The sequence below is a fragment of the Curtobacterium flaccumfaciens genome (assembly GCF_018598405.1).
GTDB lineage: Bacteria > Actinomycetota > Actinomycetes > Actinomycetales > Microbacteriaceae > Curtobacterium > Curtobacterium aurantiacum.
In genome coordinates this window covers 1-22,843 of the sequence record NZ_JAHEWS010000030.1, presented here as the reverse complement: position 1 = coordinate 22,843, position 22,843 = coordinate 1, and the positions used below count along the sequence as shown (strand labels likewise).

25 protein-coding genes and 1 riboswitch are annotated in these 22,843 nt (G+C 73.3%); of the genes, 14 read left to right on the top strand and 11 right to left on the bottom strand.

Annotation, left to right across the window (positions count from 1 at the left end; translation table 11 throughout):
* The first annotated feature begins 22 nt into the window (after positions 1 to 22).
* Entirely contained in the window at positions 23 to 1,228 is a 1,206-nt protein-coding gene (locus KK097_RS15785) for a glycosyltransferase (RefSeq protein ID WP_214545390.1), read from the top strand.
* Between the two features lie 64 nt (positions 1,229 to 1,292).
* On the opposite strand, the gene KK097_RS15780 is transcribed toward KK097_RS15785, so the two are convergent.
* Positions 1,293 to 3,365: a S9 family peptidase gene (locus tag KK097_RS15780; protein ID WP_214545389.1), complete on the bottom strand. Its 2,073-nt coding sequence runs from the start codon at positions 3,363 to 3,365 to the stop codon at positions 1,293 to 1,295.
* On the bottom strand, positions 3,362 to 4,258 hold the full coding sequence (locus KK097_RS15775) for a patatin-like phospholipase family protein (protein ID WP_214545388.1): 897 nt from the start codon (positions 4,256 to 4,258) through the stop codon (positions 3,362 to 3,364). Before KK097_RS15775 ends, KK097_RS15780 begins: the two co-directional genes overlap by 4 nt.
* A gap of 113 nt (positions 4,259 to 4,371) precedes the next feature.
* Here KK097_RS15775 and KK097_RS15770 point away from each other — a divergent pair, with 113 nt between their 5' ends.
* Together KK097_RS15770 and KK097_RS15765 are read left to right on the top strand one after the other, a co-directional pair.
* Positions 4,372 to 5,181 carry a hypothetical protein gene (locus KK097_RS15770; protein ID WP_214530197.1) on the top strand — a complete coding sequence of 270 codons (810 nt, stop codon included), beginning with the start codon at positions 4,372 to 4,374 and terminating at the stop codon, positions 5,179 to 5,181.
* Positions 5,182 to 5,222: 41 nt separating this feature from the next.
* Positions 5,223 to 5,408 carry a hypothetical protein gene (locus tag KK097_RS15765; RefSeq protein ID WP_111093138.1) on the top strand — a complete coding sequence of 62 codons (186 nt, stop codon included), beginning with the start codon at positions 5,223 to 5,225 and terminating at the stop codon, positions 5,406 to 5,408.
* A gap of 125 nt (positions 5,409 to 5,533) precedes the next feature.
* Here the strand turns inward: KK097_RS15765 and KK097_RS15760 are convergent, their stop codons facing one another.
* Both KK097_RS15760 and KK097_RS15755 read right to left on the bottom strand, forming a co-directional pair.
* Positions 5,534 to 6,565: an NADPH:quinone reductase gene (locus tag KK097_RS15760; protein WP_214545387.1), complete on the bottom strand. Its 1,032-nt coding sequence runs from the start codon at positions 6,563 to 6,565 to the stop codon at positions 5,534 to 5,536.
* 76 nt (positions 6,566 to 6,641) lie between these two features.
* On the bottom strand, positions 6,642 to 7,004 hold the full coding sequence (locus KK097_RS15755) for a winged helix-turn-helix transcriptional regulator (protein WP_071247254.1): 363 nt from the start codon (positions 7,002 to 7,004) through the stop codon (positions 6,642 to 6,644).
* A 108-nt stretch (positions 7,005 to 7,112) separates the two neighbouring features.
* On the opposite strand from KK097_RS15755, the gene KK097_RS15750 reads away from it, so the two are divergent.
* Positions 7,113 to 7,760, top strand: coding sequence for an NAD(P)-dependent oxidoreductase (locus tag KK097_RS15750; protein WP_250893139.1), 648 nt, complete (start codon positions 7,113 to 7,115; stop codon positions 7,758 to 7,760).
* A gap of 179 nt (positions 7,761 to 7,939) precedes the next feature.
* On the opposite strand, the gene KK097_RS15745 is transcribed toward KK097_RS15750, so the two are convergent.
* On the bottom strand, positions 7,940 to 9,262 hold the full coding sequence (locus tag KK097_RS15745) for an MFS transporter (protein ID WP_214530201.1): 1,323 nt from the start codon (positions 9,260 to 9,262) through the stop codon (positions 7,940 to 7,942).
* Between the two features lie 144 nt (positions 9,263 to 9,406).
* Between KK097_RS15745 and KK097_RS15740 the strand changes: the two genes are divergently transcribed.
* Positions 9,407 to 10,264, top strand: a complete 858-nt coding sequence (locus KK097_RS15740; protein ID WP_214530202.1) for a LysR substrate-binding domain-containing protein — start codon at positions 9,407 to 9,409, stop codon at positions 10,262 to 10,264.
* Positions 10,265 to 10,443: 179 nt separating this feature from the next.
* Here KK097_RS15740 and KK097_RS15735 read toward each other — a convergent pair whose 3' ends face one another.
* The gene (locus KK097_RS15735; protein WP_214545386.1) at positions 10,444 to 11,733 is read right to left on the bottom strand and encodes a hypothetical protein; all 1,290 of its coding nucleotides are present in this window, start codon (positions 11,731 to 11,733) and stop codon (positions 10,444 to 10,446) included.
* A gap of 97 nt (positions 11,734 to 11,830) precedes the next feature.
* Here KK097_RS15735 and KK097_RS15730 point away from each other — a divergent pair, with 97 nt between their 5' ends.
* The gene (locus KK097_RS15730) at positions 11,831 to 12,799 is read left to right on the top strand and encodes an aldo/keto reductase (RefSeq protein WP_214530204.1); all 969 of its coding nucleotides are present in this window, start codon (positions 11,831 to 11,833) and stop codon (positions 12,797 to 12,799) included.
* A gap of 132 nt (positions 12,800 to 12,931) precedes the next feature.
* Here KK097_RS15730 and KK097_RS15725 read toward each other — a convergent pair whose 3' ends face one another.
* Positions 12,932 to 13,567 carry an NADPH-dependent F420 reductase gene (locus KK097_RS15725; RefSeq protein ID WP_214530205.1) on the bottom strand — a complete coding sequence of 212 codons (636 nt, stop codon included), beginning with the start codon at positions 13,565 to 13,567 and terminating at the stop codon, positions 12,932 to 12,934.
* 76 nt (positions 13,568 to 13,643) lie between these two features.
* Here KK097_RS15725 and KK097_RS15720 point away from each other — a divergent pair, with 76 nt between their 5' ends.
* From KK097_RS15720 to KK097_RS15710, 3 genes are all read left to right on the top strand, one after another.
* Positions 13,644 to 13,940, top strand: a complete 297-nt coding sequence (locus tag KK097_RS15720) for a GNAT family N-acetyltransferase (protein ID WP_214545385.1) — start codon at positions 13,644 to 13,646, stop codon at positions 13,938 to 13,940.
* A gap of 100 nt (positions 13,941 to 14,040) precedes the next feature.
* Entirely contained in the window at positions 14,041 to 14,511 is a 471-nt protein-coding gene (locus tag KK097_RS15715; RefSeq protein ID WP_214530207.1) for a MarR family winged helix-turn-helix transcriptional regulator, read from the top strand.
* Positions 14,508 to 15,017 carry a metallophosphoesterase family protein gene (locus KK097_RS15710; protein ID WP_214530208.1) on the top strand — a complete coding sequence of 170 codons (510 nt, stop codon included), beginning with the start codon at positions 14,508 to 14,510 and terminating at the stop codon, positions 15,015 to 15,017. Before KK097_RS15715 ends, KK097_RS15710 begins: the two co-directional genes overlap by 4 nt.
* 89 nt (positions 15,018 to 15,106) lie before the next feature.
* Here the strand turns inward: KK097_RS15710 and thiD are convergent, their stop codons facing one another.
* The 3 genes from thiD to thiM all read right to left on the bottom strand — a co-directional run bounded on the left by thiD (position 15,107) and on the right by thiM (position 18,191).
* Positions 15,107 to 16,582, bottom strand: coding sequence for a bifunctional hydroxymethylpyrimidine kinase/phosphomethylpyrimidine kinase (gene thiD / locus KK097_RS15705; protein WP_250896815.1), 1,476 nt, complete (start codon positions 16,580 to 16,582; stop codon positions 15,107 to 15,109).
* On the bottom strand, positions 16,579 to 17,328 hold the full coding sequence (thiE, locus tag KK097_RS18230) for a thiamine phosphate synthase (RefSeq protein WP_307858422.1): 750 nt from the start codon (positions 17,326 to 17,328) through the stop codon (positions 16,579 to 16,581). The genes thiD and thiE overlap by 4 nt, the downstream gene beginning before the upstream one ends.
* The gene (gene thiM / locus KK097_RS15700; RefSeq protein ID WP_214545384.1) at positions 17,325 to 18,191 is read right to left on the bottom strand and encodes a hydroxyethylthiazole kinase; all 867 of its coding nucleotides are present in this window, start codon (positions 18,189 to 18,191) and stop codon (positions 17,325 to 17,327) included. Before thiM ends, thiE begins: the two co-directional genes overlap by 4 nt.
* Positions 18,180 to 18,275, bottom strand: a riboswitch (TPP riboswitch). Its footprint overlaps the gene before it by 12 nt.
* Before the next feature lie 68 nt (positions 18,276 to 18,343).
* Here thiM and KK097_RS15695 point away from each other — a divergent pair.
* The 4 genes from KK097_RS15695 (at position 18,344) to KK097_RS15680 (ending at position 21,649) form a co-directional block, all read left to right on the top strand.
* Entirely contained in the window at positions 18,344 to 19,264 is a 921-nt protein-coding gene (locus tag KK097_RS15695) for an NUDIX domain-containing protein (RefSeq protein WP_214545383.1), read from the top strand.
* A 102-nt stretch (positions 19,265 to 19,366) separates the two neighbouring features.
* Positions 19,367 to 20,113, top strand: a complete 747-nt coding sequence (locus KK097_RS15690; RefSeq protein WP_214530211.1) for a phosphotransferase enzyme family protein — start codon at positions 19,367 to 19,369, stop codon at positions 20,111 to 20,113.
* 173 nt (positions 20,114 to 20,286) lie between these two features.
* On the top strand, positions 20,287 to 21,225 hold the full coding sequence (locus KK097_RS15685; protein WP_214530212.1) for a J domain-containing protein: 939 nt from the start codon (positions 20,287 to 20,289) through the stop codon (positions 21,223 to 21,225).
* 46 nt (positions 21,226 to 21,271) lie between these two features.
* Positions 21,272 to 21,649, top strand: a complete 378-nt coding sequence (locus tag KK097_RS15680) for a hypothetical protein (protein WP_214545382.1) — start codon at positions 21,272 to 21,274, stop codon at positions 21,647 to 21,649.
* Here the strand turns inward: KK097_RS15680 and KK097_RS15675 are convergent.
* A complete protein-coding gene (locus KK097_RS15675; protein ID WP_017886594.1) occupies positions 21,643 to 22,005 on the bottom strand; it encodes an Hsp15 family ribosome-associated heat shock protein in 363 nt (120 codons plus the stop codon). The genes KK097_RS15680 and KK097_RS15675 overlap by 7 nt on opposite strands.
* A gap of 33 nt (positions 22,006 to 22,038) precedes the next feature.
* Between KK097_RS15675 and KK097_RS15670 the strand changes: the two genes are divergently transcribed.
* Positions 22,039 to 22,296 (top strand): hypothetical protein, encoded by a 258-nt coding sequence (locus tag KK097_RS15670; protein ID WP_307858423.1) that lies wholly within the window; start codon positions 22,039 to 22,041, stop codon positions 22,294 to 22,296.
* Positions 22,297 to 22,843 lie beyond the last annotated feature (547 nt).

The following is a 22,843-nucleotide window of genomic DNA, read 5'->3' as shown; positions in this document are numbered from 1 at the left end:
GCTTCACCGCCACACTGGTCGGATGCGCATGATGCTGCTCACCGCCGGTACCCGTGGCGACATCGAGCCCTTCGCCGCACTGGCACGACACGCCCTCTCCCGCGGACACGAGGTCCGGCTGGCGCTGCCGGACGACGCGGTCGCGCCCGAGGGCGTCGACACCGTGCGCCTCGGTCTGGACGCGCACCGGGTGCTGTTCCCCGCCCGGCGCACCCCTCGAGCGCTCGCACACCACCTGCGCACCGAGGTGCGTCCCGCGATGCGGCGGATGCTCACGGCCGCGGTGCGGGAGAGCGTCGCCTTCGACCCCGACGTGGTGGTGCACCACCCGCTGATCCTGAGCGCTCCGATGGTGGCGGACGCGCTCGGTGTTCCCCGCGTGCTGGTGGAGTTCGCGCCCGTGGCCACCCCGAGCGAGCGCTTCCCCGCCGCCGGGGGCCCGACGGCGACCCGAGACCTCGGCTCGCGCAACCGGTCCACCTACGCCGTCCCGCGCGCCGTCGCCCGCCTCTTCGACGCCGACGTGGTGCGCGCCGCCGCCGAGTTGCCGGGCGGCCGTCGTCCCGCGCGGCGGTCCCCGTCGCGTGCGACGCTCATGGCCTTGAGTCCTGCGTTGCTCCCGCGACCCGACGACTGGCCGGAGCGGGTGCACCAGACGGGGGCCTGGTACGAGGCGACACCGGCGGCGTCACTCGACCCCGAGGTCGGCGACTTCCTGCGGGCCGGTCCCTTCATCGTCGCCTCGTTCGGGTCCATGGCGACGGGGACGGCGCGGAACGCCTCGGATCGAGGGTCCGCGATCGTCACGGCGGCGCGTTCCCACGGCCTCCGGGTGCTGCTCGTCACCGGGGCGGGCGGCCTCGCGCTGCCGGCTGAGTTCCGTGGCCCCGACGTGCTGACGGTGCCGTCGACGCCGTTCGACACGGTGCTGCCGGGCGCGACGCTCGCCCTGCACCACGGCGGGGCCGGTACCGCGCACGCCGTTGCCCGGGCCGGCGTGCCCGCGGTCGTCGTGCCCGTCACCGCGGACCAGCCGTTCTGGGCCGCCCAGCTGCACCGACAGGGCGTGGCCGCCGCTCCGGTTCCGCTGCGTCGCGTGTCGGCGGGCGCGCTCGAAGCCGCGATGCGCGACGCCCTCACCCGCCGCGACCGTGCCGCCGACGTGGGGCGACGGATGCGGGGAGAGCACGGCGTGGAGCGGGCGCTCGACGTGCTCGAAGCGCTCTGAGCCGTGGTCGCGGGGACGAGCGGGGATCGTCGGCGGTTCTTCCTCCGGTTCGGACGTGTGTCGCTCAGCCGAGCAGCTCGGGTCGCTCCCAGTCCTCGTCGAGCACGTGCTGCCCGAGGAACGCGAACACCGTCTCGTACCAGACCACGGCGTGCTGCGGAGCGAGCACCCAGTGGTTCTCGTCCGGAAAGTACAGGAACCGGTGCGGCATCGAGCCGTCGGGCGCAGCGTGGTGCTCCGCGAGCTCGGACCAGAGCCGCAGCCCCTCGCCGATCGGCACCCGGTAGTCCTTGTCACCGTGGATGACGAGCATCGGTGACGTGATGTCGGCCACGAACCGGTGCGGGTCGTTCGCCGCGATCCCGTCGGCGTCGAAGATCGAGGACCAGTACTGCGACGAGTCCGTCGTGCCGTTGAACTGGTCGAGCGCCCACAGGCTCGCGTGCGTGACGATCGCCCGGAACCGGTCGGTGTGCCCGGCGATCCAGTTCGCCATGTACCCGCCGAACGACCCGCCCATCGCCGCGGTGCGGGTCGCGTCGATGTCGGACCGGGCCTCGACGGCGTCGGTGATCGCCAACAGGTCGGTGTACGGCGCCTGCCCCCAGGCGTTCCAGCCGCGGTTCACGAAGTCGAGTCCGTAGCCGGTGGAGAGTGCGGGGTCGGGCAGCAGCACCGCGTAGCCGCGGGCCGCGAGCAGCATCGGGTTCCACCGCCACGACCACTGGTTCCACGAGTTGAGCGGTCCGCCGTGGATCCACAGGACGAGCGGGTGGGGACCCTCACCCTCGGGCACGACCAGCCAGCCACGCACGCGGGCACCGTCGGCTGCGGTCGTCTCGACCTCTTCCAGGTGGGCGGGGACGTCGGGCAGCGGCGCCGGCGTCGCCAGCGGGGTCACCGTGCCGTCCGTCGCGATCCGCACGGGGTGCAGCGGTGCCGCCCAGGAGGCCCGGAGCGCCACGACCGTGCCCGTCGCCTCCGCCACGCGCAGGCTCGAGTACGCCCAGTCGTCGTGCGTCAGCTGCTCGACGGCGCCGCCGTCGAGGGGGAGGCGGAAGACCGGTGCGCGGCCGTCCTGGTCGGCGACGGCCAGCAGCGCGCGGTCGCCGTGCTCGAACACCAGCTCGCTCGGCCAGCGGTCCCAGTCGGTCGCGATGCGGCGGGCGTCGGAGCCGTCGATGCCGGCGACCCAGACCTCCTGCTGGTGTGCGCCGGCAGGGGTGGAACGGACGGTGCGGACCCAGGCGATCGTCCGGCCGTCGTGGCTCAGCGCGGGCATCTCGTGATCGACGTCGACGTCGTCGAACAGCACCGTGCGGTGCCCGCTGGACAGGTCGGTGGTGACGAGCGTCGAGCGGTCCCCACGGGCCTCCCGGACGCTTACGGATGCCAGCAGGACCGATCCGTCGGGCGTGAGCGCCCCGCTGACGTGGTCGAGCGAGCGGCCGGGCGCCGGTGTGCGGTCGACGGGCTGGACGGGGTCGCCGCCGGCGCTGCCGGCGGCGCTGTCGGCGTTGCCGCTGGCCGTGTCGAGCGTCAGGACGTGCGTCTGGGCCGGCCCGAGGTCGTGGTCCCAGTACCGCACCGGGTACGTCTCGTGCAGGATCGCGCGGACCTTCTTGTCCTTCCGCGTCTTCCGCAGCTCGGCGTCGGCCTCGAGCACGGTCGCGGGGTCGGAACCGGCACCGGGCAGCAGGTCGGCGGTCAGTGCGACGACGTCCGACGACGCCGCGGTGGCGAGGACCCCGCCGACGCCGCCGGCCAGCCGCGTGAGCGGACGGGCCTCGCCGCCGGCCGCCGGGAGCACCCAGAGCTGAGCGGCCTCGATGTCGGAGGCGTCGGCGTCGGGCCGCGCCGAGACGAAGAGCAGGTCGCCGGCGCGGGTGAAGGCGATGCCGCCCTCGCCCGTGGCGGAGCGGGTGAGGCGGACCGGGCCCGCGGCGGCCCTGTCGGCGTCACCGGTGTCGTCGACCGGCGTCGCGGGCACCTGCCAGATCGACCGGCGGTACCCGGTGCCGTCCGGGTCGAGCGCACTGACCGTCAGGGCGACGCGGGTGCCGTCCGGGCTGATGTCGATGCCGTCGACGCGGGGGAGCGCGATGTACTGGTCGAGGTCGGAGAAGGGGGTGCTCATGCGTGCACGCTCGCCAGGTCCTCGGCCCAGAAGGCGGCGACCTGCTCGGCGACGGCGGTTCCCTGGGCGTGGCCGGCCTCGGCCGACGGTGCCTGCGCGGCGAGCGAGAGCGAGTTCGTGCCGAAGGCCTGCTGGGACGCGCTGTCGGCCACGACGACCTCGACCGACGAGCCGCCTGCGCGCAGGGCCTCGACGGCGACGTCGAGCCAGGGCCCGCAGGGCGACGGCCCCTCGGGGCCGCAGGCGATGACGAGCACCCGTTCGTACCCGGCAGCGGCGTCGGCGTTGGTGCCGGACCGGACGCCACCGTCGACGTACGGGCGGCCGTCGATGCTGACGGGCGTCCACACGAACGGCACCGAGCAGCTGGCGGCGACGGCACGGGGGAGCGGGACGCCGTCGGCTGCGGTCAGCAGGCGGAACGCGCCGTCGGTGGCGTCGACCGCGGTGACGGCGAGCGGCTTGTCCGGCCACTCGGTGGACGGGAGCGTCTCGCCGAAGGTCGCCGTGCGCTCGTCGTCGCTCTGCCCGCCGACGACCTGCTGGGCGGCCTGACCGAGACGAGCGCGGGCGTCCTGCTCGCCGGTCGCGCCCTGCAGCGCTGCGCCGATGTGCTGCTGCACCGCTTCGACGTCGATGGGTGCCGGTTCCACGTAGGTCGTCGGCGCGGGGGTGTGCTGCTGGTCGTACGCCTGCTGCACGGCACCGTTCCGGACGAAGGCGCCGACGACGCTGCCGGCGCTCGTGCCCACCACGAGGTCCGCGGCGTCGAGGTCGACACCGGCTTCCTGCAGCGCGACGAGGACACCGACTTCCCACGCGATGCCGGCGACACCTCCGCCACCGAGGACGAGGGCTCTGGATCCGGGAACGGGCGTGCTGACGTCGGTCATGGGTCCTGCTTACCAGTTGCGTGCGACGGGTCGGTGGAGGCCGACAGCTCCTGTGGAGAACCCGCCTGTGGACAACTCCGTCCGCGTCGGTGGCGTGACCTAGCGTCGTGGTCATGGGGCAACAGCGTTCAGGACGGGTCGGCACGGTCGTGTGGCCGATCGTGGTGGCTGCTGCGCCCACCGCGGCGTTCCAGCTGCCGAACCTGTTCGTCACCCCGGCGGTCCGGCTGTCGCTCGTCGCGTTCGGGCTGGTCGTGCTCGTCGGCGCCGTGACGGTGCAGGTGGTGCGGACCCGGCGCAGCGACGCTGCGCGGTCGGTGGCCGAGGACAACGCGACCGCGGCAGAGCTCGAGCAGTCGACGGCGGTCCGGTACGCGTTCGGCCAGATCGCCACCCGTCTCGTCCGGTTCACCGAACTGCCCCGGTCCGATCGCCACGCCGAACTCACCGTCGTCGCCGACCGCGTCGCCGTGGCCCTGGCGTTCTACCTGCTGCCGAAGGTGCCCGACGTGCGCGCCAACGTGTACCAGCTGTCCACCGATCTGCGTGCGCTCGAGCCGATCGGTCACGGGGGCGCCGGCGACACCGCCGGGGTGTTCCGCGCCGGCACGCCCTACGGCGACCGCAACCTCGAGTGGGTGCTGGTCGGGGGATCACCCCGGATCGTCGGCGACCGCTCCGCCGATGTGGACGTCGACCAGGACGTGCCGGGCTTCGAACCGCGGTACTCCTCGTACGTCTCGGTGGTGATCCGGTCCGACCAGTACTCGTTCGGCATGCTCACCGTCGACTCCCCGGTCCCCGACGCCTTCACCGAGCTCGACGCCAAGAACATCGCGATGATGGCGTCGTTCATGGCTGTTGCGTTCTCGCTGACCTACTCGTTCCCCGAGCGCGACCGCAATCCAAGGAAAGGCCCGTGATGCTCACACGCTCTGTCGGACGCTCGACGTACGATGCCCCCATGACGACCGTGAACCCTGCTCCGCCGTCGTTCGGGCGTGCCCGGATCTCCTCGCCGAACTGGAACGACACCACCACCGACGCCGACTACGAAGACCTCGACGTCATCGCCGCCAACATCGAACGCGAGCGCGCTGCAGCCCGGCTCCGGGTCACCGCAGCCATCGCCGCGCGTCTGGGTCGCTGACCCCTCCCGCATCGTCCACGACGAACGGCTCCCACGCGTGCGTGGGAGCCGTTCGTCGTCTGCGGAGGCAGGGAAGGCCGGAGCCGAAGCCGAAGCAGGCGCCGGAGCCGGATCCCGTGTCGCGGCTACGGCACCTCGGTCACGTCGATGAGCACCTTGCCGACCGTGTCCTGCTCGACCGCATCGTGTGCCTCGGCGGTCTGCTCGAGCGTGAAGCGGGTGAGCGGGAGCCCGGCGTCCTCGCCGACGGGCAGCACACCGTCGTGCAGCGCCTCGGTGACGTCCTCGGCCGCCGCGGACAGGGCCTCGTCGCCGATCGTGTAGAGCAGCAGGAACTGGTAGCGGGCGTTCACGCTCATGTTCGGGCGGATCGGCAGGCTCGCTTCGTCACCACCGTTGTTCGCGTAGATCGACACGACCCCGTGGTTGGCCAGCACGTCGGCGACCAGCGCGGCGTTCTGCGGGATCGACACCTCGACGACGATGTCGACGCCGTCGGGGGCGATCGACCGGATGCGCTCGGCGGCGTCCTCCTCGCGGTAGTTCACGATGTGGTGCGCCCCGGCCGCCGTCGCCAGCGCTGCCTTCGCGTCCGAGCTGATCGTCGTGATGACGGTCGCCCCGGCCCAGCGGGCGAGCTGGATCGCTGCGTGCCCGACGGCACCGGCTCCTCCGGCGACGAGCACGGTGAAGCCGTCGAGGGCTCCGGGACCGAGTCGGGCAGGGCCGTCCTCGTGCGTGGTGAGGGCTCGGTGCGCCGTCATCGCGGGGACGCCGAGCGAGGCGCCGACGTCGAACGAGACACCCTCGGGCAACGGCACCACGCGGGACTCGGGAACGACCGTGTACTCCTGCGCTGTGCCGGTCGGCCGTGACGCCGCTGCCATGAACAGCCAGACGCGGTCGCCGACGGCCAGGCGGTCGACTCCGGGGCCGACGGCGTCGACGACACCGGCGCCGTCCTGGTTCGGCGTGATCTCGGGGAAGGGCAGCCCGTCGCCGTAGGTGCCGCCGGCGCGGGCCTTCCAGTCGGTCGGGTTGACGCCGGAGACGACGACGCGGACGCGGACCTCACCGGCGCCGGGCTCAGGGATCTCCCGCTCGACGAGTTCGAGGACGCTGCTGGCACCGGGCTTCGTGTAGACGATCGATCGCATGTCCCCAGGCAACCACTCGTCGCCGTCGGGGATTCCGAGTGCGGCCGCCCAGCGCGCGTCGTACCCCTCGCGCGCCTCAGCGCGCGTCGTACCCCTCGCGCGCCTCGGCGACGTCGGGCATGTGCGACGTGGCCCAGTCCTCCAGCGGCACGAGCACCGTGCGCAGCGACCGCCCGAGCTCGGTCAGTTCGTACTCCACGTGCGGCGGGATCTCGGGGAACACCGTCCGCGTCACCATGCCGTCGCGTTCGAGCGCCCGCAGCGTCTGGGTGAGCATCTTCTGCGAGACCCCCTGCACCCGGGCCGCCACCGCCGAGTACCGTGCGGGACCGTCGGCGAGGGCGCCGATCGTCAGCACGCTCCACCGGTCGCCGATGCGGTCGAGCAGCTGCCGACTGGGGCAGTCCGCCGCGTACGGGCTGTACTCGAGTGCTGACATGGTGTCCTCCGCAACGCACCGCCAGGTGCCTACTTACTGAAAGAGAGTAACTCTTGTACGGTGACTGTCAACGTCACCGACGCCCGTGACGTCCGAGAAGGGAACAGCATGACCAACATCGTCGTCTTCGGAGGCACCGGCTACGCCGGCTCCGCCATCACCCACGAGGCACTCTCCCGCGGCATCACCGTGACCGCGGTCGCCCGCGACACGAGCAAGCTCGAGCCGGCCGAGGGCCTCACGCTCGCGCAGGGTGACGCGTTCGACGCCGACTTCGTGTCCGAGGTCACGAAGGGCGCCGACGTCGTCATCGTCTCGCTCCACGCCGTGCAGGCGGACGGCAGCGAGCTGAAGGACAAGTTCCAGCACTTCGTCGACGCCGCGGCAGCAGCCGGTGCGCGCCTCGGCATCGTCGGTGGTGCCGGCTCGATGCGCGTGTCCGAGGACGGCCCCCGCGTGTTCGACACCGACGGCTTCCCGGACGCCTTCAAGGGCGAGGCGAAGAGCCACGCGGAGATCCTCGACGCCCTCCGCGCCTCGGACACCGAGGTCGACTGGTTCTACGTCAGCCCCGCCGCGGCCTTCGGCAGCTACAACCCGGGCGAGCGTCGCGGCACCTACCGCGTCTCCGACGAGGTCCTGCTCGCCGACGCCGAGGGCAACTCGGACATCTCCGGTGCCGACTACGCGATCGCGTTCGTCGACGAGATCGTCACCCCGGCGCACCACCAGACGCGCTTCGGCGTCGCCTACTGAGGCACTGCCCTTCGCAAGACACCGGTGTTCACACAACACACCGCGGGATCCCGCGGCGTCGAGCGTGAACACCGGTGTTTTGCGTACCTCCCGACGCGACCAACGGGCGGACGGGAGGCGCGGGGCGGGGCCGCCACGGGCCTCCAGGCCGGCGGATGGTCACCGCCAGGGCCCCCGCGTCAGTGGGTGACGATCGCCGGCACCGGCAGGTGGTGGCGCATCCGCACCGACAGGTGCAGGCCTCCGCGGCGGGCGAGCACGAGCGCGACCACGGCGGCCGCCGCGGCCGGCACGCCACCGGCGACCATCATCCCCACGTGCGCCCCGAAGCGGTCCACGATCTGCCCCATCAGCGGCCCGCCGATCGCCTGCCCGCCGAGCAGCACCAGGACGTACAGCGACATCACCCGGCCGCGGATCGCCACGTTCGACGACAGCTGCACGAGCGAGTTCGACGCGGTCTGGAACAGCAGCTGCGACATCCCGACGGCCACGAGCGCGACGGTGAACGGTGCGATCGCCGGGATCGACCCCGAGACGACGAGCAGCACGCCCGTCCAGAACACCCCGCCGACGATGGTGCGGAGCCGGACGACGGCCCTCCGGGTCGACAGCAGTGCACCGACGAGGGCGCCGATCGCCACGGCGGAGTTGAACACGCCGTAGCCGCCGGCGCCGACGTCGTACACCTGTGACGCGAAGGCGGACAGCAGCACGGGCATGGTCAGCGCGAACACCGAGAAGAACGCGACGAGGATCACCGGCACGATGATCGTCGGCTTGTGCACGGCGTAGCGGAGGCCCTCCATCAGCTGCCCCTTGCCGCGTGGCGCCGGGGGCGTGCGGTGCAGTTCGGAGACCTTCAGGAACCCGAGCGTCACGACGACCGCGACGCAGGCGATCGCGTTCACGCCGAACGACCAGCCCGCCCCGACCGCGACGAGCAGGGCGCCCGACAGTGCCGGCCCGATCATCCCGCCCAGCTGGAACACCGACGAGTTCACGCTGATCGCGTTCCGCAGGTGCTTGTGCCCGACGATCTCCGTGACGAACACCTGCCGCGCCGGGTTGTCGATCACGGTGACCATGCCCACCAGGAACGCGATCACCCAGATGTGCCACGCCTCGACGACGCCGGCGAGCGTCAGCACGGCGAGCAGCGCGGACAGCACCGCGAACGCGCCCTGCGTGATCATCATGAGCGCACGCTTCGAGAACCGGTCGACGAGCACCCCGCCGAGCAGCCCGAACAGCAGCATCGGCGCGAACTGACAGGCCACCGTGATGCCGACCTGCGCGACCGACCCGGTGAGCTCGAGCACGAGCCAGTCCTGGGCGATGCGCTGCATCCAGCCGGCGGTCATCGCCACGAGGTTCGTCGCCGTGAACAGCCGGAAGTTCGGCACGGACAGGGCGATGAGCGTGTGGCGCCACGGCGGTCGCGTGGCCTGGATCGGGAGCGGTTCGGTGGGCGGGGGGAGGGTCGTCGGTGACGCGCTCACGGTGCGGGGTTCTCCGGACGTCGGTGTGGATCTGGTACCCCAACGAAACTACGTGACCGCGCCCCATTCGATACCCCTATGGTGGCTATCACTCCATTGCGATGTCGAATGACCGCGCGAACCGCGCGAACGAACGAGGTGCCCGTGCTCGATCCTGTCCTGTTGCAGACGTTCCTGGCCGTGGCGGAGACCGGCAGCTTCACGCAGGCCGGCACCCGGCTCGGCATCAGCCAGCCGACGGTGTCGCAGCACGTCCGGCGCCTCGAGACCGCGGTGTCGCGCACGCTCGTCGCCCGGGACACCCGTGGTGTGGCCCTGACCGACAACGGGGACGCGATGGCCGGGTTCGCCAGGACGATCCTCGCCGCGCACGCCACCGCCGACGCCTACTTCTCCGGCGCGGCCACCCGCGGACGGCTGCGCTTCGGGGCCGCCGACGACCTCGCCATCACCCAGCTGCCCCGGATCCTGCGGGACTTCCGGCGGCTGCACCCCCAGGTGAACCTCGAGCTCACGGTGAACCAGTCGTCGCCGCTGCTCCGCCGGGTGCACGCCGGGCAGCTCGACCTGGTGTTCATCAAGCAGACGGCGGGGGAGTCCGCCGAGGGCACCCGGGTCGCCACCGACCAGATGGTGTGGATGGCGCAGGACGGCATCGCCCTCGAACCCGGTGAGCCCGTGCCGCTCATCGCGTACCAGGCGCCGAGCATCAGCCGGCAGATGGCGATCGACGCCCTCGAGGCCGCCGGCCGCACCTGGCGCATCACCTGCAACACGCGCGACGTCAACGGTGTGCTCGCGGCGGTCCGGGCGGGCATCGGCGTCGCGGTGTTCCCGCACTCGCTCATCCCGGCGGACCTCGTGAAGGTGTCGCAGCGGCTCGGGCTGCCGGACCTGCCGGCGGTGGACTACGTCCTCATCGCGAACCCGACGGTGCAGCGGGAGCCGATCGACGCCCTGACGAACGCGATCCTGTCGCGCGGGGTCGTCCGCGCCGTCTGACCCGCGGGTGCATCGGCTGCGAGACGCCGGCGTGTTGCGGCGGGTGCGTGCGACGAGACGCCGTCGTGTTGTCCCGACGCCGCCGAGTCATCGAGACGCCGCGCTTTTCGACGGCGTCTCGGCGGGCACGCGGCGTCGTGCGAACACGACGGCGTCTCGACGGGACGCCGGCCGCAGCCCTACGGGGCGAGCGTCGGGGTCGTGCCGGTGCCGGTGACGTCCGGCAGCGAGACGCCGACGAGCGGCAGCAGCGCCGCGGCGACCGCCCACAGCAGCACGATCGTCCCGACGCCACCGAGCACGGCGCCGACCAGGGCGACCGGCCGCTGCCACGTGGCCGTCCGGTCGCGCAGGGTCACGATCGAGAGCACCAGCGCGAGCAGTCCGAGCACCACGCCGACACCGTGCACGGTCGCGGGGGCGGAGAACCACCAGGCCGCCAGTCCGATCGTCGCGATCCCGGCCACGGCACCCAGCACGGCACCGGCGGTCGCGCCGAGCGCACGGCGCGGCTCCGGCGTCGCGGCTGCGGCCACGGGCTGGTCGAGCAGTTCGGTCGGGAGGCCCGCATCGCCTCCGCCAGGACGCTCCGGCCCCGAGACGGGTGCGACCAGGGCCGCGGTCGCGGCGGCGTCCGCGCTCGGCGTCGTGACCACGGGCACGACGGGGGCGGCGGCCGCGGACGGCGTGGCGTGCAGCACGGCGTCGAACGACCGCCCGGGAGTCGGGAGAGCGGCCGACTTCGCGGCGGCGGCGGCCTGCTGGTGGGCGAAGCGGCGGGGTGTCCGGTAGCCGATCGGTCCGACGGGCTCGGGCTCGGTGCCCTCGACGACCACGTGTTCGAGGCCGGGCACCGAGAACCGGGGCTGCCCGGCGACCGGGACGGTCGGGACGGCGGGTGCTGCGGGAGCAGACGCCGCGGGGGTGGTCGCTGCGGGAGTGGGCATCGGTGCCGGCTCTGCGACGGCTGGCGCGACGGAGAGCGCGCCCGCGGTCGGAGCGACGGTCGGCGGGACCGTGGGAGCGGGCGCGGGGACGGCCACGGCGGGGGAGACGGGCATGGCGAGCGCTCCCGAGGGCGCGATCGTCGCCGCGGGCACCGCCGGGTTCTCGAACGGCACCGTGTGCACACTCGGGGACATCGGGGCCGGGGGGAGCTGGTCCTGCTGCGGCGGGAAGTCCGGCACCGGGGCGTCGGATTCGACCAAGGCGGCGATCGACGTCGGCTCCGCTGCCGGTGCGTGCACGGCCGGCACGTGCGCTGCGGGCGCGACCGTGGTGGGTGGGACCGGCGCCGCGTGGGCCGCGCGGGACGAGGCGGGGGTGGGGCGGGCCTCCCGGCCGGCGGCGTTGACGTGACCTGCTGCGGCGACGCGCTCGGGCGCGACCTCGTCGACGGGCGGCGCGGTCACCCAGGCCGGGACGGGCCGACGGGGCCGGTCCGATTCGGGCATGCGATGCGCTGCCACTGCGGCGCTCCTTCCGTCGACTGATCCATGCTCAGTTGTAACGGCAACCGCTGTGAGGATCGCAGCCCCAGTTCGGGGTCGCCGGTACGTTCGGGTGATGACCGGAATCGAACACCGTCCCCTGGGTCCCTCGGGCCTCGTCGTCTCCACCGTCGGCCTCGGCTGCAACAACTTCGGCCGGCGGGGCACCGCGTCCGAGTCGCAGGAGGGCACCGACGCGGTCGTGCACGCGGCCCTCGACGCCGGCGTGACGCTCTTCGACACCGCGGACATCTACGGCGGTGAGCCGGGCATGTCCGAGGAGATGCTCGGGCGCTCGATCCGCGGCCGTCGTGACGAGATCGTCCTCGCGACCAAGTTCGGCATGGACATGCAGGGCGCGAACGGGCCGGACTGGGGCGTCCGCGGGTCCCGTCGGTACGTGCGGCTCGCCGTCGAGTCGTCGCTCCGCCGCCTCGGCACGGACTGGATCGACCTCTACCAGATGCACCGGCCCGACGACGTCACCCCGATCGAGGAGACGCTGTCGGTCCTCGACGACCTGGTGCGCGAGGGCAAGATCCGGTACATCGGTCACTCGAACTTCGCGGGGTGGCAGATCGCCGAGGCCGAGCTGACGGCGTCCATCGCCGGAACCACGGCGTTCGTGTCCGCACAGAACGAGTACAGCCCGCTCGCCCGTGCCGCCGAGGCCGAGGTCCTGCCGGCCGTGCGGGCGTACGCGCTCGGGTTCCTGCCGTTCTTCCCGCTGTACAACGGGCTGCTCACCGGCAAGTACACGAAGGCCGGCGGGCCCGCCGACGGGCGGCTGTCGACGTCGAAGCCGCAGGTCCTCGAGGACGCCCCGTGGGACGTCCTCGACGACTACCAGCGGTTCTGCGACCACCGTGGCGTCACGATGCTGCAGGCGACGTTCGCGTGGCTCCTGGCGCAGCCGGGGCTGTCGAGCGTCATCGCCGGGGCGACGAAGCCGGAGCAGATCACCCAGAACGTCGAGGCCGGCACCACGTGGACGCCGAGCGAGGACGACATCACCGACATGACGGTGATCTTCGACCGGGCCTGAGCGGGCGCGGGCGCAGGCCGGGTTCGCTCGGTTCGCGCCGGTCGTTTCGCGCTGAGCGACAGGTCACGGGCCGCGGAGCCCGTGGGCTGTCGCTCAGCGCGAAACGGCGGCGGTGCGGCGCTGGTGCTGCGACTAGCGCGTCGCGGCGGCCAGGGCGTCGCGCAGCTCGGCGGCGGTCATCCGCGGGCCGTAGCCGGGGGTGTCCCGCTGGATGCGCCAGCCCTCGGTGAGCGGTCCGGCGTCGACGACGTCGAAGCCGAACACGTCGATGAGCTCGGCGACGGTCTGCTTGGCGGAGTCGTCGTCGCCGGCGATGACGAGGGCACGTCGGTCCGGGGTGCCGGCGGGCGTCGCGTGGCCGGTCAGGTCGTCGGCGCCGATGTGGTTGAACGCCTTCACGACACGGGCGCCGGGCAGGTGGTCCTGCAGCAGCTCCGCCGTGGTCGTGGACTGGTCGTCGAGGGCGGCGATGTGGCCGTCGCGCTCCCAGTAGTAGTTGTTCGTGTCGATGACGACCTTGCCGACGAGGGGCTCGACGGGGATCGTCTCGATCGCGGCGAGCGGCACCGTCACCACGACGATGTCGCCCGCTGCGGCTGCCTCGTCGCGAGTGGCCGCGCGTGCGTCGTCGCCGAGTTCCGTCACCAGGTCGGTCAGGGTCTCCGGCCCGCGGGAGTTCGCGATGACGACCCGGTGGCCGTTCCGCACCGCCAGTCGTGCGAGCTGGGATCCGATGTTGCCTGCGCCGATGATTCCGATGGTGGTCATGGTGTCCCTGCAACGCTGCTCGACGTCGTGCATTCCCCGTGCGGCACGGACGCCCGGCGCGGAGCATGATGGCGGCATGGACCACGAGTTCCGCGACGAGACCGATCAGGACCGCTATGCGATGTACGTCGGCGGCGAGCTCGTGAGCGTGCTCGACTACCGGGTGAACGGTGACGCGGTGGCGTTCCCGCACACCTACACGGTCCCGAAGCACCGTGGCCACGGCTACGCCGCACAGCTCGTCGAGTACGCCGTCACCGACGTCGAGTCGTCGACCACGAAGCGCATCGTGCCGATGTGCTGGTTCGTCGGCAAGTGGTTCGACGACCACCCCGAGAAGGCCGACCTGCTCAGCCGCAGCGCCGAGGACTGACCACCGTCCGAAGCGCACCCCCACCCCACGGGTACCCGCCGGTATGGTGACGGGACGACAAGGCCGCCGGCAGGCGTCGGCGCAGACAGGCTGGAGCACCATGGAGCACCCGAGCTCGAAGGTCCGGAACAGCGACATCAGCCGGGCGTACACCGAGCTCGCCCGCATCACGCGCCGTGCGAGCATCCGTGCGCGCGGCTCGGACCAGGTGTTGAGCGTCGTCGACCAGTCCCTCGTCGACTTCGTCGTCCAGCACCCCGGCTGCATGGCCATCGACATCGCCCGCTACCTGCGGCTGAACCGATCGACGATCTCGCGGCAGCTGTCCGGGCTCCTCGCCACGGGGCTGGTGCGGACGACCGGCAGCGGCAGCGGCAACGCGAAGCCGCTCGAGGCGACCGATGCCGGCCGAGCAGCGCTCGAACGGTCGGTGCAGCTGCACCGGGACGCGCTCGACGAACGGCTCGCCGACTGGTCGGACGACGACATCGCACTGCTCGCCGGACTGTTGGAGCGCCTGGGTGCCGCCGACGAGGCCGGACTCCCGATGCCGGCACCGACCGAGCCGTGACGACGTCGTTCGTCCTGCTGTCGGACACACACCTGCCGAAGCGCGCGAAGGACCTGCCGCCGGGGCTCTGGGCCGACATCGACGCCGCCGACCTCGTGGTGCACGCGGGGGACTGGGTCGACCTGTCCACCCTGGACGCCGTGCAGGCGCGGTCCCGCCGCTTCGAGGGCGTCCGCGGCAACAACGACGGGCCGGAGTTCGACGACCGGCTGCCGCTCGTGGCCCGGTTCGGCGCCGAGGACCTGCGCGTCGCCCTGGTGCACGAGACCGGTGCCGCGACGGGCCGGGAGCGGCGGATGGACGCCGAGTACCCGGACACCGACGTGCTCGTCTTCGGCCACTCGCACATCCCGTGGGACACCGTGGCACCGTCGGGGATGCGCCTGCTCAACCCCGGTTCGCCCACCGATCGCCGCCGCCAGCCCGACCACACGTGGATGCGCGGCACGGTCACGGGCGCCGAGCTGTCCGTCGAGCTGGTGCGGCTGCCCCCGGTCGCCCGCTAGCCCCTGTAGCCCGCTGGCCGCGGTAGCCCGCTGGCCCTGGTTTCGCGCCCACCGACACCGCACGGGACGCGGTGCCCGTGCGGTGTCGCTCAGCGCGTGAGCTCGGCAGCAGCCGTCGGCATCCGGAAGAACGCGAGCTCCCACTCCGTCGAACGCCGGAACGCGCGGGCCATCCGCCCCCGCTCGTCGGGCGTCGCCGCACGGGCCAGCTCCTCGACGAGCCGGGTCGCCTCGGCACTCGACGCCGCGAACCCCGGGTCCCCGTACGCCGTGATCCAGTCGGCGAAGGCGTGCCCGTCCGGAGCGATGCCGAGCTGCGACCCGACCCAGGCGTAGACCCGGAAGCACGGCAGCACCGCGGCGGCCAGCACCGCTGCTGACCCGGAGTCGGCGGCCTCCTGCAGGTGTGCGAGGTACCCGGCGCACGTGGGGTGCACCGGATCGTCGGCGTGCGAGCCGGCCAGCCGACGGTGGTGCAGGTCGCGGGCCTCGTCGGCACACCCCTGCGCAGCAGCCGCCCAGAAGGCAGCAGCAGCGCCAGCTCCATCACCCGAACCGGAGGAACCAGCGAGCGCCGCCAGGTGCCGCTCGTACGCCCGCAGGTAGTGGACGTCCTGCGCCAGGTAGCCCGCGAACACCTCCGGCTCGAGGGTCCCGTCCCCGAGCCCCACCAGGAAGGCGCACTCGATCGTCTCCTGCAGCACCGACGCCGCATCCGCCCACCACACGTCCGTGTACGACAGCGCCGGACGTGCCGCCCGCGCCTGCGCGCCGTGGTCGATCGGCCCGTTGCCGCTCCCGACCGACAGGGCGTCCGCCCCGCGCAGCGCCGCGGTGAGCCACTCCTTCGCCACCCCGACCGCGAGTTCCCAGTCGCCGTGCCGGCCGGCGAGCGTCGCGATCGCGCTGGAGAGCGAGCACCCGGTGCCGTGCGTGTTCGTCGTCGCGACCCGGGGCCCGGTGAAGACGCGCACCGAACCGTCCGGCGCCACGAGCACGTCGTCCGAGGTCGGCCCCTCGTCGTGCCCACCCTTCGCCAGCACCAGGACGTCCCACCGCGCCGCCACCGCCCGCGCCGCCGCCAGCGACGAAGCCGATGACGAGGACGCCGACGCACCCGCCAGCTCCGCCAGCACCGCGAGCTCGGCCCGGTTCGGCGTCACCAGGTCGGCGAGGGCGAACAGCGCCCCCATGGCCGACGCCGCGTCCTCGTCGAGCAACCGGTCCCCGCTCGTCGCCACCATCACCGGGTCGACGACGACCACCGGCGGCCGGTGCTCTCGCAGCCAGTCCGTCACGACCCGCACGACTTCGGCGGTGCCGAGCATCCCGATCTTCACCGCGTCGACCACCACGTCGTCCGACACCGCGTCGAGCTGCTCCCGAAGGAACCCGACGTCCGGCACGTGCACCGACCGCACCCCGTGCGTGTTCTGCGCGACGAGCGCCGTCACGACGCCCATCCCGTACCCGTCGTGCGCGGCGATCGCCTTGAGGTCCGCCTGCATCCCGGCCCCGCCCGTCGGGTCGGTCCCGGCGATGCTCAGCACCCGTGGGACGCTCATGCGTCCGCCCCGTGGTGCGCGGTGCCGGCCTGGAGGAAGGGGTCGCCATCACCGGACGGCCCTGCCTCCGCCCCGTGGTCGGGTCCAGTGCCCCACGCGGCCACGTACGCCGCCGCGGCGGATCCCGGATCGGCCGCGGCGCAGATGCCCGACACGATCGCGACGCCCGCGGCACCGGCAGCCCGGAGCGGTCCGACGTCGTCGAGGGTCACCCCGCCGATCGCCACGCACGGCACGTCGGTCACGGCGGCGAGTCGTGCGAACCCGTCGTGCCCGAGGGCCGGCGGGTGGTCGGCCTTCGTCGCCGTGGGGTGCACGACCCCGACGCCGAGCAGGTCCACGGTGCCGCGGGGGAGCCGCTCGACGGCAGCCAGGTGCTGGAGCGTGTTGGCCGTGAGGCCGACGTGGGCGTCCGGACCGAGCAGGGCACGGGCGGCGGTGACCGGGACGTCGGACTGGCCCAGGTGCACCCCGGCGACCCGGTGTCCCGCGTGCCGGGCGGCGAGGGCGACGTCGAGCCGGTCGTCGACCACCACCCTCGCGCGGTCCCCGACGGCGTCGGCCACGGCGACCGTGAGTGCCAGCAGGTCGCGGGCGGAGGCGTCCTTGTCCCGCACCTGCACGATCCGGACCCCGGCGTGCACGGCGGCGCGGACGACCCCGAGCACCCCGATGCCGTGCCGGTCCGCCAACGCTCCGTCGGTCACCAGGTAGACGCCGAAGTCCACCGGCCCCAGCGCACTCACGCCGACACCGCCGATGCTTCGACCTCGGGTGCCGATTCGATGGTGATCCGGGCTTCGCGCACGACGTCCTCCGGGGTCAGCGACGCCAACCGGTCGAGGAACAGCGGCTGGAAGGTCCCCGGTCCGCCCGCCTCGCGGGCGGCGAGCTCGGCGGCGATCGTGTGCACCGCGGTGGCGGCGACCGCGGCGGCACCGGCGTCCTCCGGCGACACCGAGGTGAACGCGGCGACGACCGCGCCGAGCGCGCACCCACCACCGGTGATCCGTGTCAGCAGGTCGGTGCCGTTCGCCACCCGGACCACACCGATGCCGGGCGCGACCAGCAGGTCGACCGCACCCGACACGGCCACCGCGGCCACGAGCCTCCCGTCCGAAGCGGCGACGGACGCGACCCGGGCGTCCTCGGTGCCCACCGTGCTGTCGACCCCGCGGCCACCGGCCGAGTCGCCGAGCAGGGCGAGGACCTCGGACGCGTTGCCGCGGAGCACCGTCGGGTGCAGTGCGAGCAGGTCGCGCGCCAGTGCGGTCCGCACCGGCAGCGAGCCGACGGCCACCGGGTCGAGGACCCACGGGGTCCCCGCGTCACGGGCGGCGTGCACGGCCTCGAGCGCGGCGACCCGGGGTTCGGCGTGCGGGGTGCCGGTGTTCACGAGCAGGGCGTCGGCGACACGGGCGAACGGCCCGGCCTCGGTGGCGACGTCGACCATCGCTGGTGAGGCCCCGAGTGCGAGCAGCACGTTCGCCGTGACGTTCTGCACGACGGTGTTCGTGATGCACTGCACCAGCGGGCCCCGGGCACGGACGGCCTCGAGGAGTTCGGCGGTTCGGTGGGCCCAGTCAGGGGAGGGCGCAGCGGTTTCCATGGACGATCCCTTCGCGAGTACGAGCTCGAGCAGGTTCGACGGGTGTGATCTCAGCCGCTGGATGCGGCACCCCGTGTCTCGACCGACACCGTACACGACGCCCGGTGACCACTTCGAGGCCTGCTCGGGGCACCGTGTGCCAGGGTTGGACCGTGCCAGATGCAACGCCTCCCGGGCCCCAGCCCGGCCCCCGCGACCCCGGTGACGCCTGGTCGGTCGGCCCCGACGGCACCAAGGCGTGGGGACGCTTCGGCGCCGCCGGCCTGCTCGTCGACGACGGCGCCGGCCGCGTCCTCCTGCAGCACCGCGTCGAGTGGAGCCACCACGGCGGCACCTGGGGCATCCCCGGCGGGGCACGGCACCAGGGTGAGGACGCGGTGACCGCCGCGCTGCGCGAGTCCGCCGAAGAGGCGGGCGTGCCGGACGACGCGATCGCCCTGCGCCACACGGCGCTCCTCGACCTGGGGTTCTGGACCTACACGACCGTCGTGGGGCGCGCCTCCCGGCCCTTCGAACCGGTCATCGCCGACCGCGAGAGCCTCGCGCTGTCCTGGATCCCGATCGACCAGGTCGACGACCTGCCCCTGCACCCCGGGTTCGGGAGGTCGTGGTCGGCGCTCCGCGCCACCGTCGCGACCACGCCGCACGTCGTCGTCGACGCGGCGAACGTCGTCGGCAGCGTTCCGGACGGCTGGTGGAAGGACCGGGCCGGAGCCGCCTCGCGCCTGCTGGCACAGGTGTCGGCGCTCGCCGCGGGCGGGGTGTCCGCTCCCTTGCTGGACCTGCCGTTCGCGCGGTGGTGGCCGCGGTGGACGGTCGTGCTCGAGGGCGAGGCGCGCGCTGCCGCCGAAGACCCGAGTGCCGGTGCCGGTGCCGGTGCCGGTACCGGCGCGGTCGACGTCGTCCGTGCCCCGGCCTCGGGTGACGACGCCATCGTCGAGGCCGCACGTGCCGCGGTGGCGGACGGCGACGGCCCCGTCGTCGTCGTGACGGCCGACCGCGAGCTCCGCGACCGTGTCGAGACCCTCGGCGCGACGGTCCACGGGCCGTCCTGGTTGCGCGACCAGCTGTAGCGGATCCGACCGCCGTGTTCCGGATGGTCGGCGGACGGCCGTCGGTCGCTGCCGGTACGCTGGCCCTCCGTCGACGGAGACGCAACACGCAGGAGGTTCCCCTTGGAGCGCATCACCAGGGCTGACGACCGAGTCCACCGCCCCGCCGGGCCGTGGACCCCCACGGTGCACCGGCTGCTCGCCCACCTGCACGAGCAGGGGTTCGTCGCGGCCCCGGAACCCATCGCCCTCGGCGACACCCTCGAGACGGTCTCGTTCGTCCCCGGCGTCGCGGGGGAGTACCCCTGGACCGAGGACATCGCCAGCGAAGCGGCCCTCGTCACCAGCGCCCGACTGCTCCGTCAGTTCCACGACGCCGCGGCCAGCTTCCCGCGCAGCGCCACCGACGACCTCTGGTCGCAGGCGGACCGCGCCCCCGTCGAGACGATCGTGCACGGCGACTTCGCCCCCTACAACTGCGTCTACGACGGCATCGCCGCCGTCGGCCTCATCGACTTCGACACCGCCCACCCGGGCCCGCGGGTGTGGGACGTCGCGAGCGCCGTCTACCGGTTCGCCCCGTTCACCACCGGCGCGGTGGAGGGCGCGACCGCCCCCGACCTCGACGTAAGGCTCGCCCGGGCCGCCGAGTTCTGCCGCGCCTACGCCCTCGACGACCGCTCCCGAGGCGTCCTCGCCGAGACGATGATCGCGTCCCTCGTCGCCCTGGTCACCACGATCGAGCACGAGGCCGCCGCCGGCAACCCGAAGTTCGTCAGCGACCTGCAGCACGGCCACGCCGACCTGTACCGCGCCGACGTCGCCTACCTCGAGCAGCACGCCGACGCCATCAGCGCCGCCGTCGCGTGACCACGAGCCGGGGTGTCCTCAGCGCGCCCGTCGCGACCGCGGTGGTCTGACGCCACCGAGGACGGACCGCGAGCCGCCGTGGCGCGTCGGTGCGGAACCGGCGGCGTGGCCCAGACCGTACCCAGCAACCATGCGGCGGACTCCGACGCTGCCTCCGGTAATGTCGCAGGGCCATGACGGACAGCCCGGCCGACGCCACCCCCTACGAAGTCCTCGGCGTCCCCGCGACGGCTGACGACGACGCGCTCCGCCGCGCCTACCGGCGGGCGGCTCGCGAGACCCACCCCGACCTCGGCGGTGACGCCCAGCGGTTCCGTCAGGTCCAGCTCGCATGGGAGCGCATCGGGACCCCGGCCGCGCGGCGCGCGTACGACGTCGGGTCCCGCGCGTACGGCGCGTCCGGTCCGTCCGGGGCGACCGCCGGGAGGCCCGACACCGGTCGCGACGCCTACGCACCCCCGGCAGCGCGTCGCGACACCCGCCCACGGGCCCGGTCCCACGGACACCCCGGCGGTCGGTCGCGCGAGGTCTTCCTGCAGGCGGAGCGCGAGTGGGTCGGACTCGGCGATCCCATCGAGGACCCGTACGACCCCACGCTCATCCGCTCCGCGCCACGGCACATCCGGCGGCTGCTGGCCGAGGCCCTGGCAGAAGAAGCGACCGCCTCGATCGTCTCCGACATGGGCATCGGCGTCACGGTCTGGCACGACCTCGACGCCGGGTCCGAGGGCAAGCTCGACCACGCCGTCCTGACCCCGAGCGGGCTGTGGGCCGTCGAGTCCATCGACTGGGGCGCTCCCGTGCGCGTCGAGCACGGGGAGATCGTCGGCGAGACGCTCGCGCCGGGGGAGCGCCCGGTCAAGGAGCTCGTGCGCGCCGCCCGTGCCGTGCAGAAGCAGACCCGGGTGCGGTTCTCCGGGCGGCTGCTCGTCGTGCCGGACGCCGCCGTCACCGAGGACGTGCAGCTCGTCGGCTCCCCGAAGAAGCCCACCGCCCTCGTCGTCCGCCGGAGTGCTCTCGCCCAGGTGCTGAACGGCGTCTGGTCGCCAGCCGGTTCCGTCGACGTCTTCGAGATCCGCGACCGCCTGCAGCAGACCGTCCGCTTCGTCTGACCCTGGGCTCCGACCGTGATCGTCCGACGCGTCGTACGATCACGGCATGCGCGAAGAGGTCGTCGTCGTGGTCGGCGGGTGGGAGCACGACTGCTGCGGGCCCGCGTACGAACGGGAGACGACGGCGGCGTTCACCGCGTACGGCAGGACGCCGCGGTTCGCCGAGTCCCGGCACCACGACGACCCGTTCGGCATCACGGAGTTCCGTGGCCGGGTGGCCGACCTGTTCGTCGTCGAAGAGGACGGCACCCGCATCCCCGTCCACCGCATCCCGTCCGGTCGTGCGCGGGGCGGGTCCGATCCGGACGACGACGGGCACCTCGAGGCCCCGTGGACCGGAGAACGGATCGAGGTCGAATCCGACACGTTCGAGATCGTGGTCGACGTCTACGTGCCCGGGTCCGGGTCCGCGAAGCGTCAGTAGCCGCGCAGCTTCTCGAGGTCGCGGCGCTCCCGCTTGCTCGGCCGTCCGGCACCGCGCTCGCGCATCGGGACGAACCCGGCCTCTTCCTTGGAGAGCCGCGGCGGGGTCTTGTCCTCGAAGTGCTTCGCCGCCTCGGGCGCGCTCGTCCGCTTCAGGATGATGCCGGTGACCATGACGATGCGGTCGAAGCCGTTCTGGCGCACCCGCACCTCGTCGCCGGGGCCGATCGGCTGCGCCGGCTTCGCGCGCTCCCCGTTGACCCGGACGTGACCGGCCTTGCACGCGGCGGTCGCGGCCGACCGGGTCTTGGTGATCCGGACGGCCCAGATCCAGCTGTCGACCCGGGCCTTCTCCATGCCGACACTCTAGGCGGCCCGTACCCTGGGGCGGTGCATGCGGACGAACAGGCGGCGATCGCCCGAGCCCGTGCGCTCGGGGTGCTGCACGATGCCGCGATCGGGGACCGTCTGGTGGTCCGGGCGCACCACGGGGACGGCGCGCAGGACGCCCTCGGCGACCTGATTGCCCGGACGCCCGACACCGTGACGATCGCGACCCGCCGCGGCCCCGTCGAGGTCCGGCTCGCCGACGTCGTCGCCGCGAAGCCCGTCCCGCCGCCCCCGCCTGCGCGGCCTGCTCGGCGCTGACGCGCTCATCTCGCACCGTGCGGCCTTGTCGTGCTGTCGAGGCGGAGTCGCACGGTGCGGACTTTGTCGGTGGGTGCGTCGTCGGGGGTTCGGTGCGGTGTTGTGGTGCGGCACGGAGCCGCCAGCCTCGCACGGTGTGGCGGAGGCGGCACGGTGCGGGGTTCGCGTCGCCGGGGTCGCACGGTGCGGATCTTGTCGGTGGGTGCGTCGTCGGGGGTTCGGTGCGGTGTTGTGGTGCGGCACGGAGCCGCCAGCCTCGCACGGTGTGGCGGAGGCGGCACGGTGCGGGGTTCGCGTCGCCGGGGTCGCACGGTGCGGATCTTGTCGGTGGGTGCGTCGTCGGGGGTTCGGTGCGGTGTTGTGGTGCGGCACGGAGCCGCCAGCCTCGCACGGTGTGGCGGAGGCGGCACGGTGCGGGTTTCGCGTCGCCGGGGTCGCGCGGTGCGGATCTTGTCGGTGGGTGCGTCGTCGGGGGTTCGGTGCGGGGTTGTGGTGCGGCACGGAGCCACCAGCCTCGCACGGTGTGGCGGAGGCGGCACGGTGCGGG

Bases quoted from the DNA above. Each gene is read 5' to 3' on its own strand.
- KK097_RS15680 (WP_214545382.1), top strand. From the start codon at position 21,272: ATGCGCGAAGAGGTCGTCGTCGTGGTCGGCGGGTGGGAGCACGACTGC.
- thiD (WP_250896815.1), bottom strand. From the start codon at position 16,582: ATGAGCGTCCCACGGGTGCTGAGCATCGCCGGGACCGACCCGACGGGC.
- KK097_RS15725 (WP_214530205.1), bottom strand. From the start codon at position 13,567: ATGACCACCATCGGAATCATCGGCGCAGGCAACATCGGATCCCAGCTC.
- KK097_RS15685 (WP_214530212.1), top strand. From the start codon at position 20,287: ATGACGGACAGCCCGGCCGACGCCACCCCCTACGAAGTCCTCGGCGTC.
- KK097_RS15675 (WP_017886594.1), bottom strand. From the start codon at position 22,005: ATGGAGAAGGCCCGGGTCGACAGCTGGATCTGGGCCGTCCGGATCACC.
- KK097_RS15775 (WP_214545388.1), bottom strand. From the start codon at position 4,258: ATGACCGACGTCAGCACGCCCGTTCCCGGATCCAGAGCCCTCGTCCTC.
- KK097_RS15760 (WP_214545387.1), bottom strand. From the start codon at position 6,565: ATGCGATCGATCGTCTACACGAAGCCCGGTGCCAGCAGCGTCCTCGAA.
- KK097_RS15780 (WP_214545389.1), bottom strand. From the start codon at position 3,365: ATGAGCACCCCCTTCTCCGACCTCGACCAGTACATCGCGCTCCCCCGC.
- KK097_RS15785 (WP_214545390.1), top strand. From the start codon at position 23: ATGCGCATGATGCTGCTCACCGCCGGTACCCGTGGCGACATCGAGCCC.
- KK097_RS15720 (WP_214545385.1), top strand. From the start codon at position 13,644: ATGGACCACGAGTTCCGCGACGAGACCGATCAGGACCGCTATGCGATG.
- KK097_RS15770 (WP_214530197.1), top strand. From the start codon at position 4,372: ATGGGGCAACAGCGTTCAGGACGGGTCGGCACGGTCGTGTGGCCGATC.
- KK097_RS15715 (WP_214530207.1), top strand. From the start codon at position 14,041: ATGGAGCACCCGAGCTCGAAGGTCCGGAACAGCGACATCAGCCGGGCG.
- KK097_RS15755 (WP_071247254.1), bottom strand. From the start codon at position 7,004: ATGTCAGCACTCGAGTACAGCCCGTACGCGGCGGACTGCCCCAGTCGG.
- KK097_RS15765 (WP_111093138.1), top strand. From the start codon at position 5,223: ATGACGACCGTGAACCCTGCTCCGCCGTCGTTCGGGCGTGCCCGGATC.
- thiM (WP_214545384.1), bottom strand. From the start codon at position 18,191: ATGGAAACCGCTGCGCCCTCCCCTGACTGGGCCCACCGAACCGCCGAA.
- KK097_RS15750 (WP_250893139.1), top strand. From the start codon at position 7,113: ATGACCAACATCGTCGTCTTCGGAGGCACCGGCTACGCCGGCTCCGCC.
- KK097_RS15730 (WP_214530204.1), top strand. From the start codon at position 11,831: ATGACCGGAATCGAACACCGTCCCCTGGGTCCCTCGGGCCTCGTCGTC.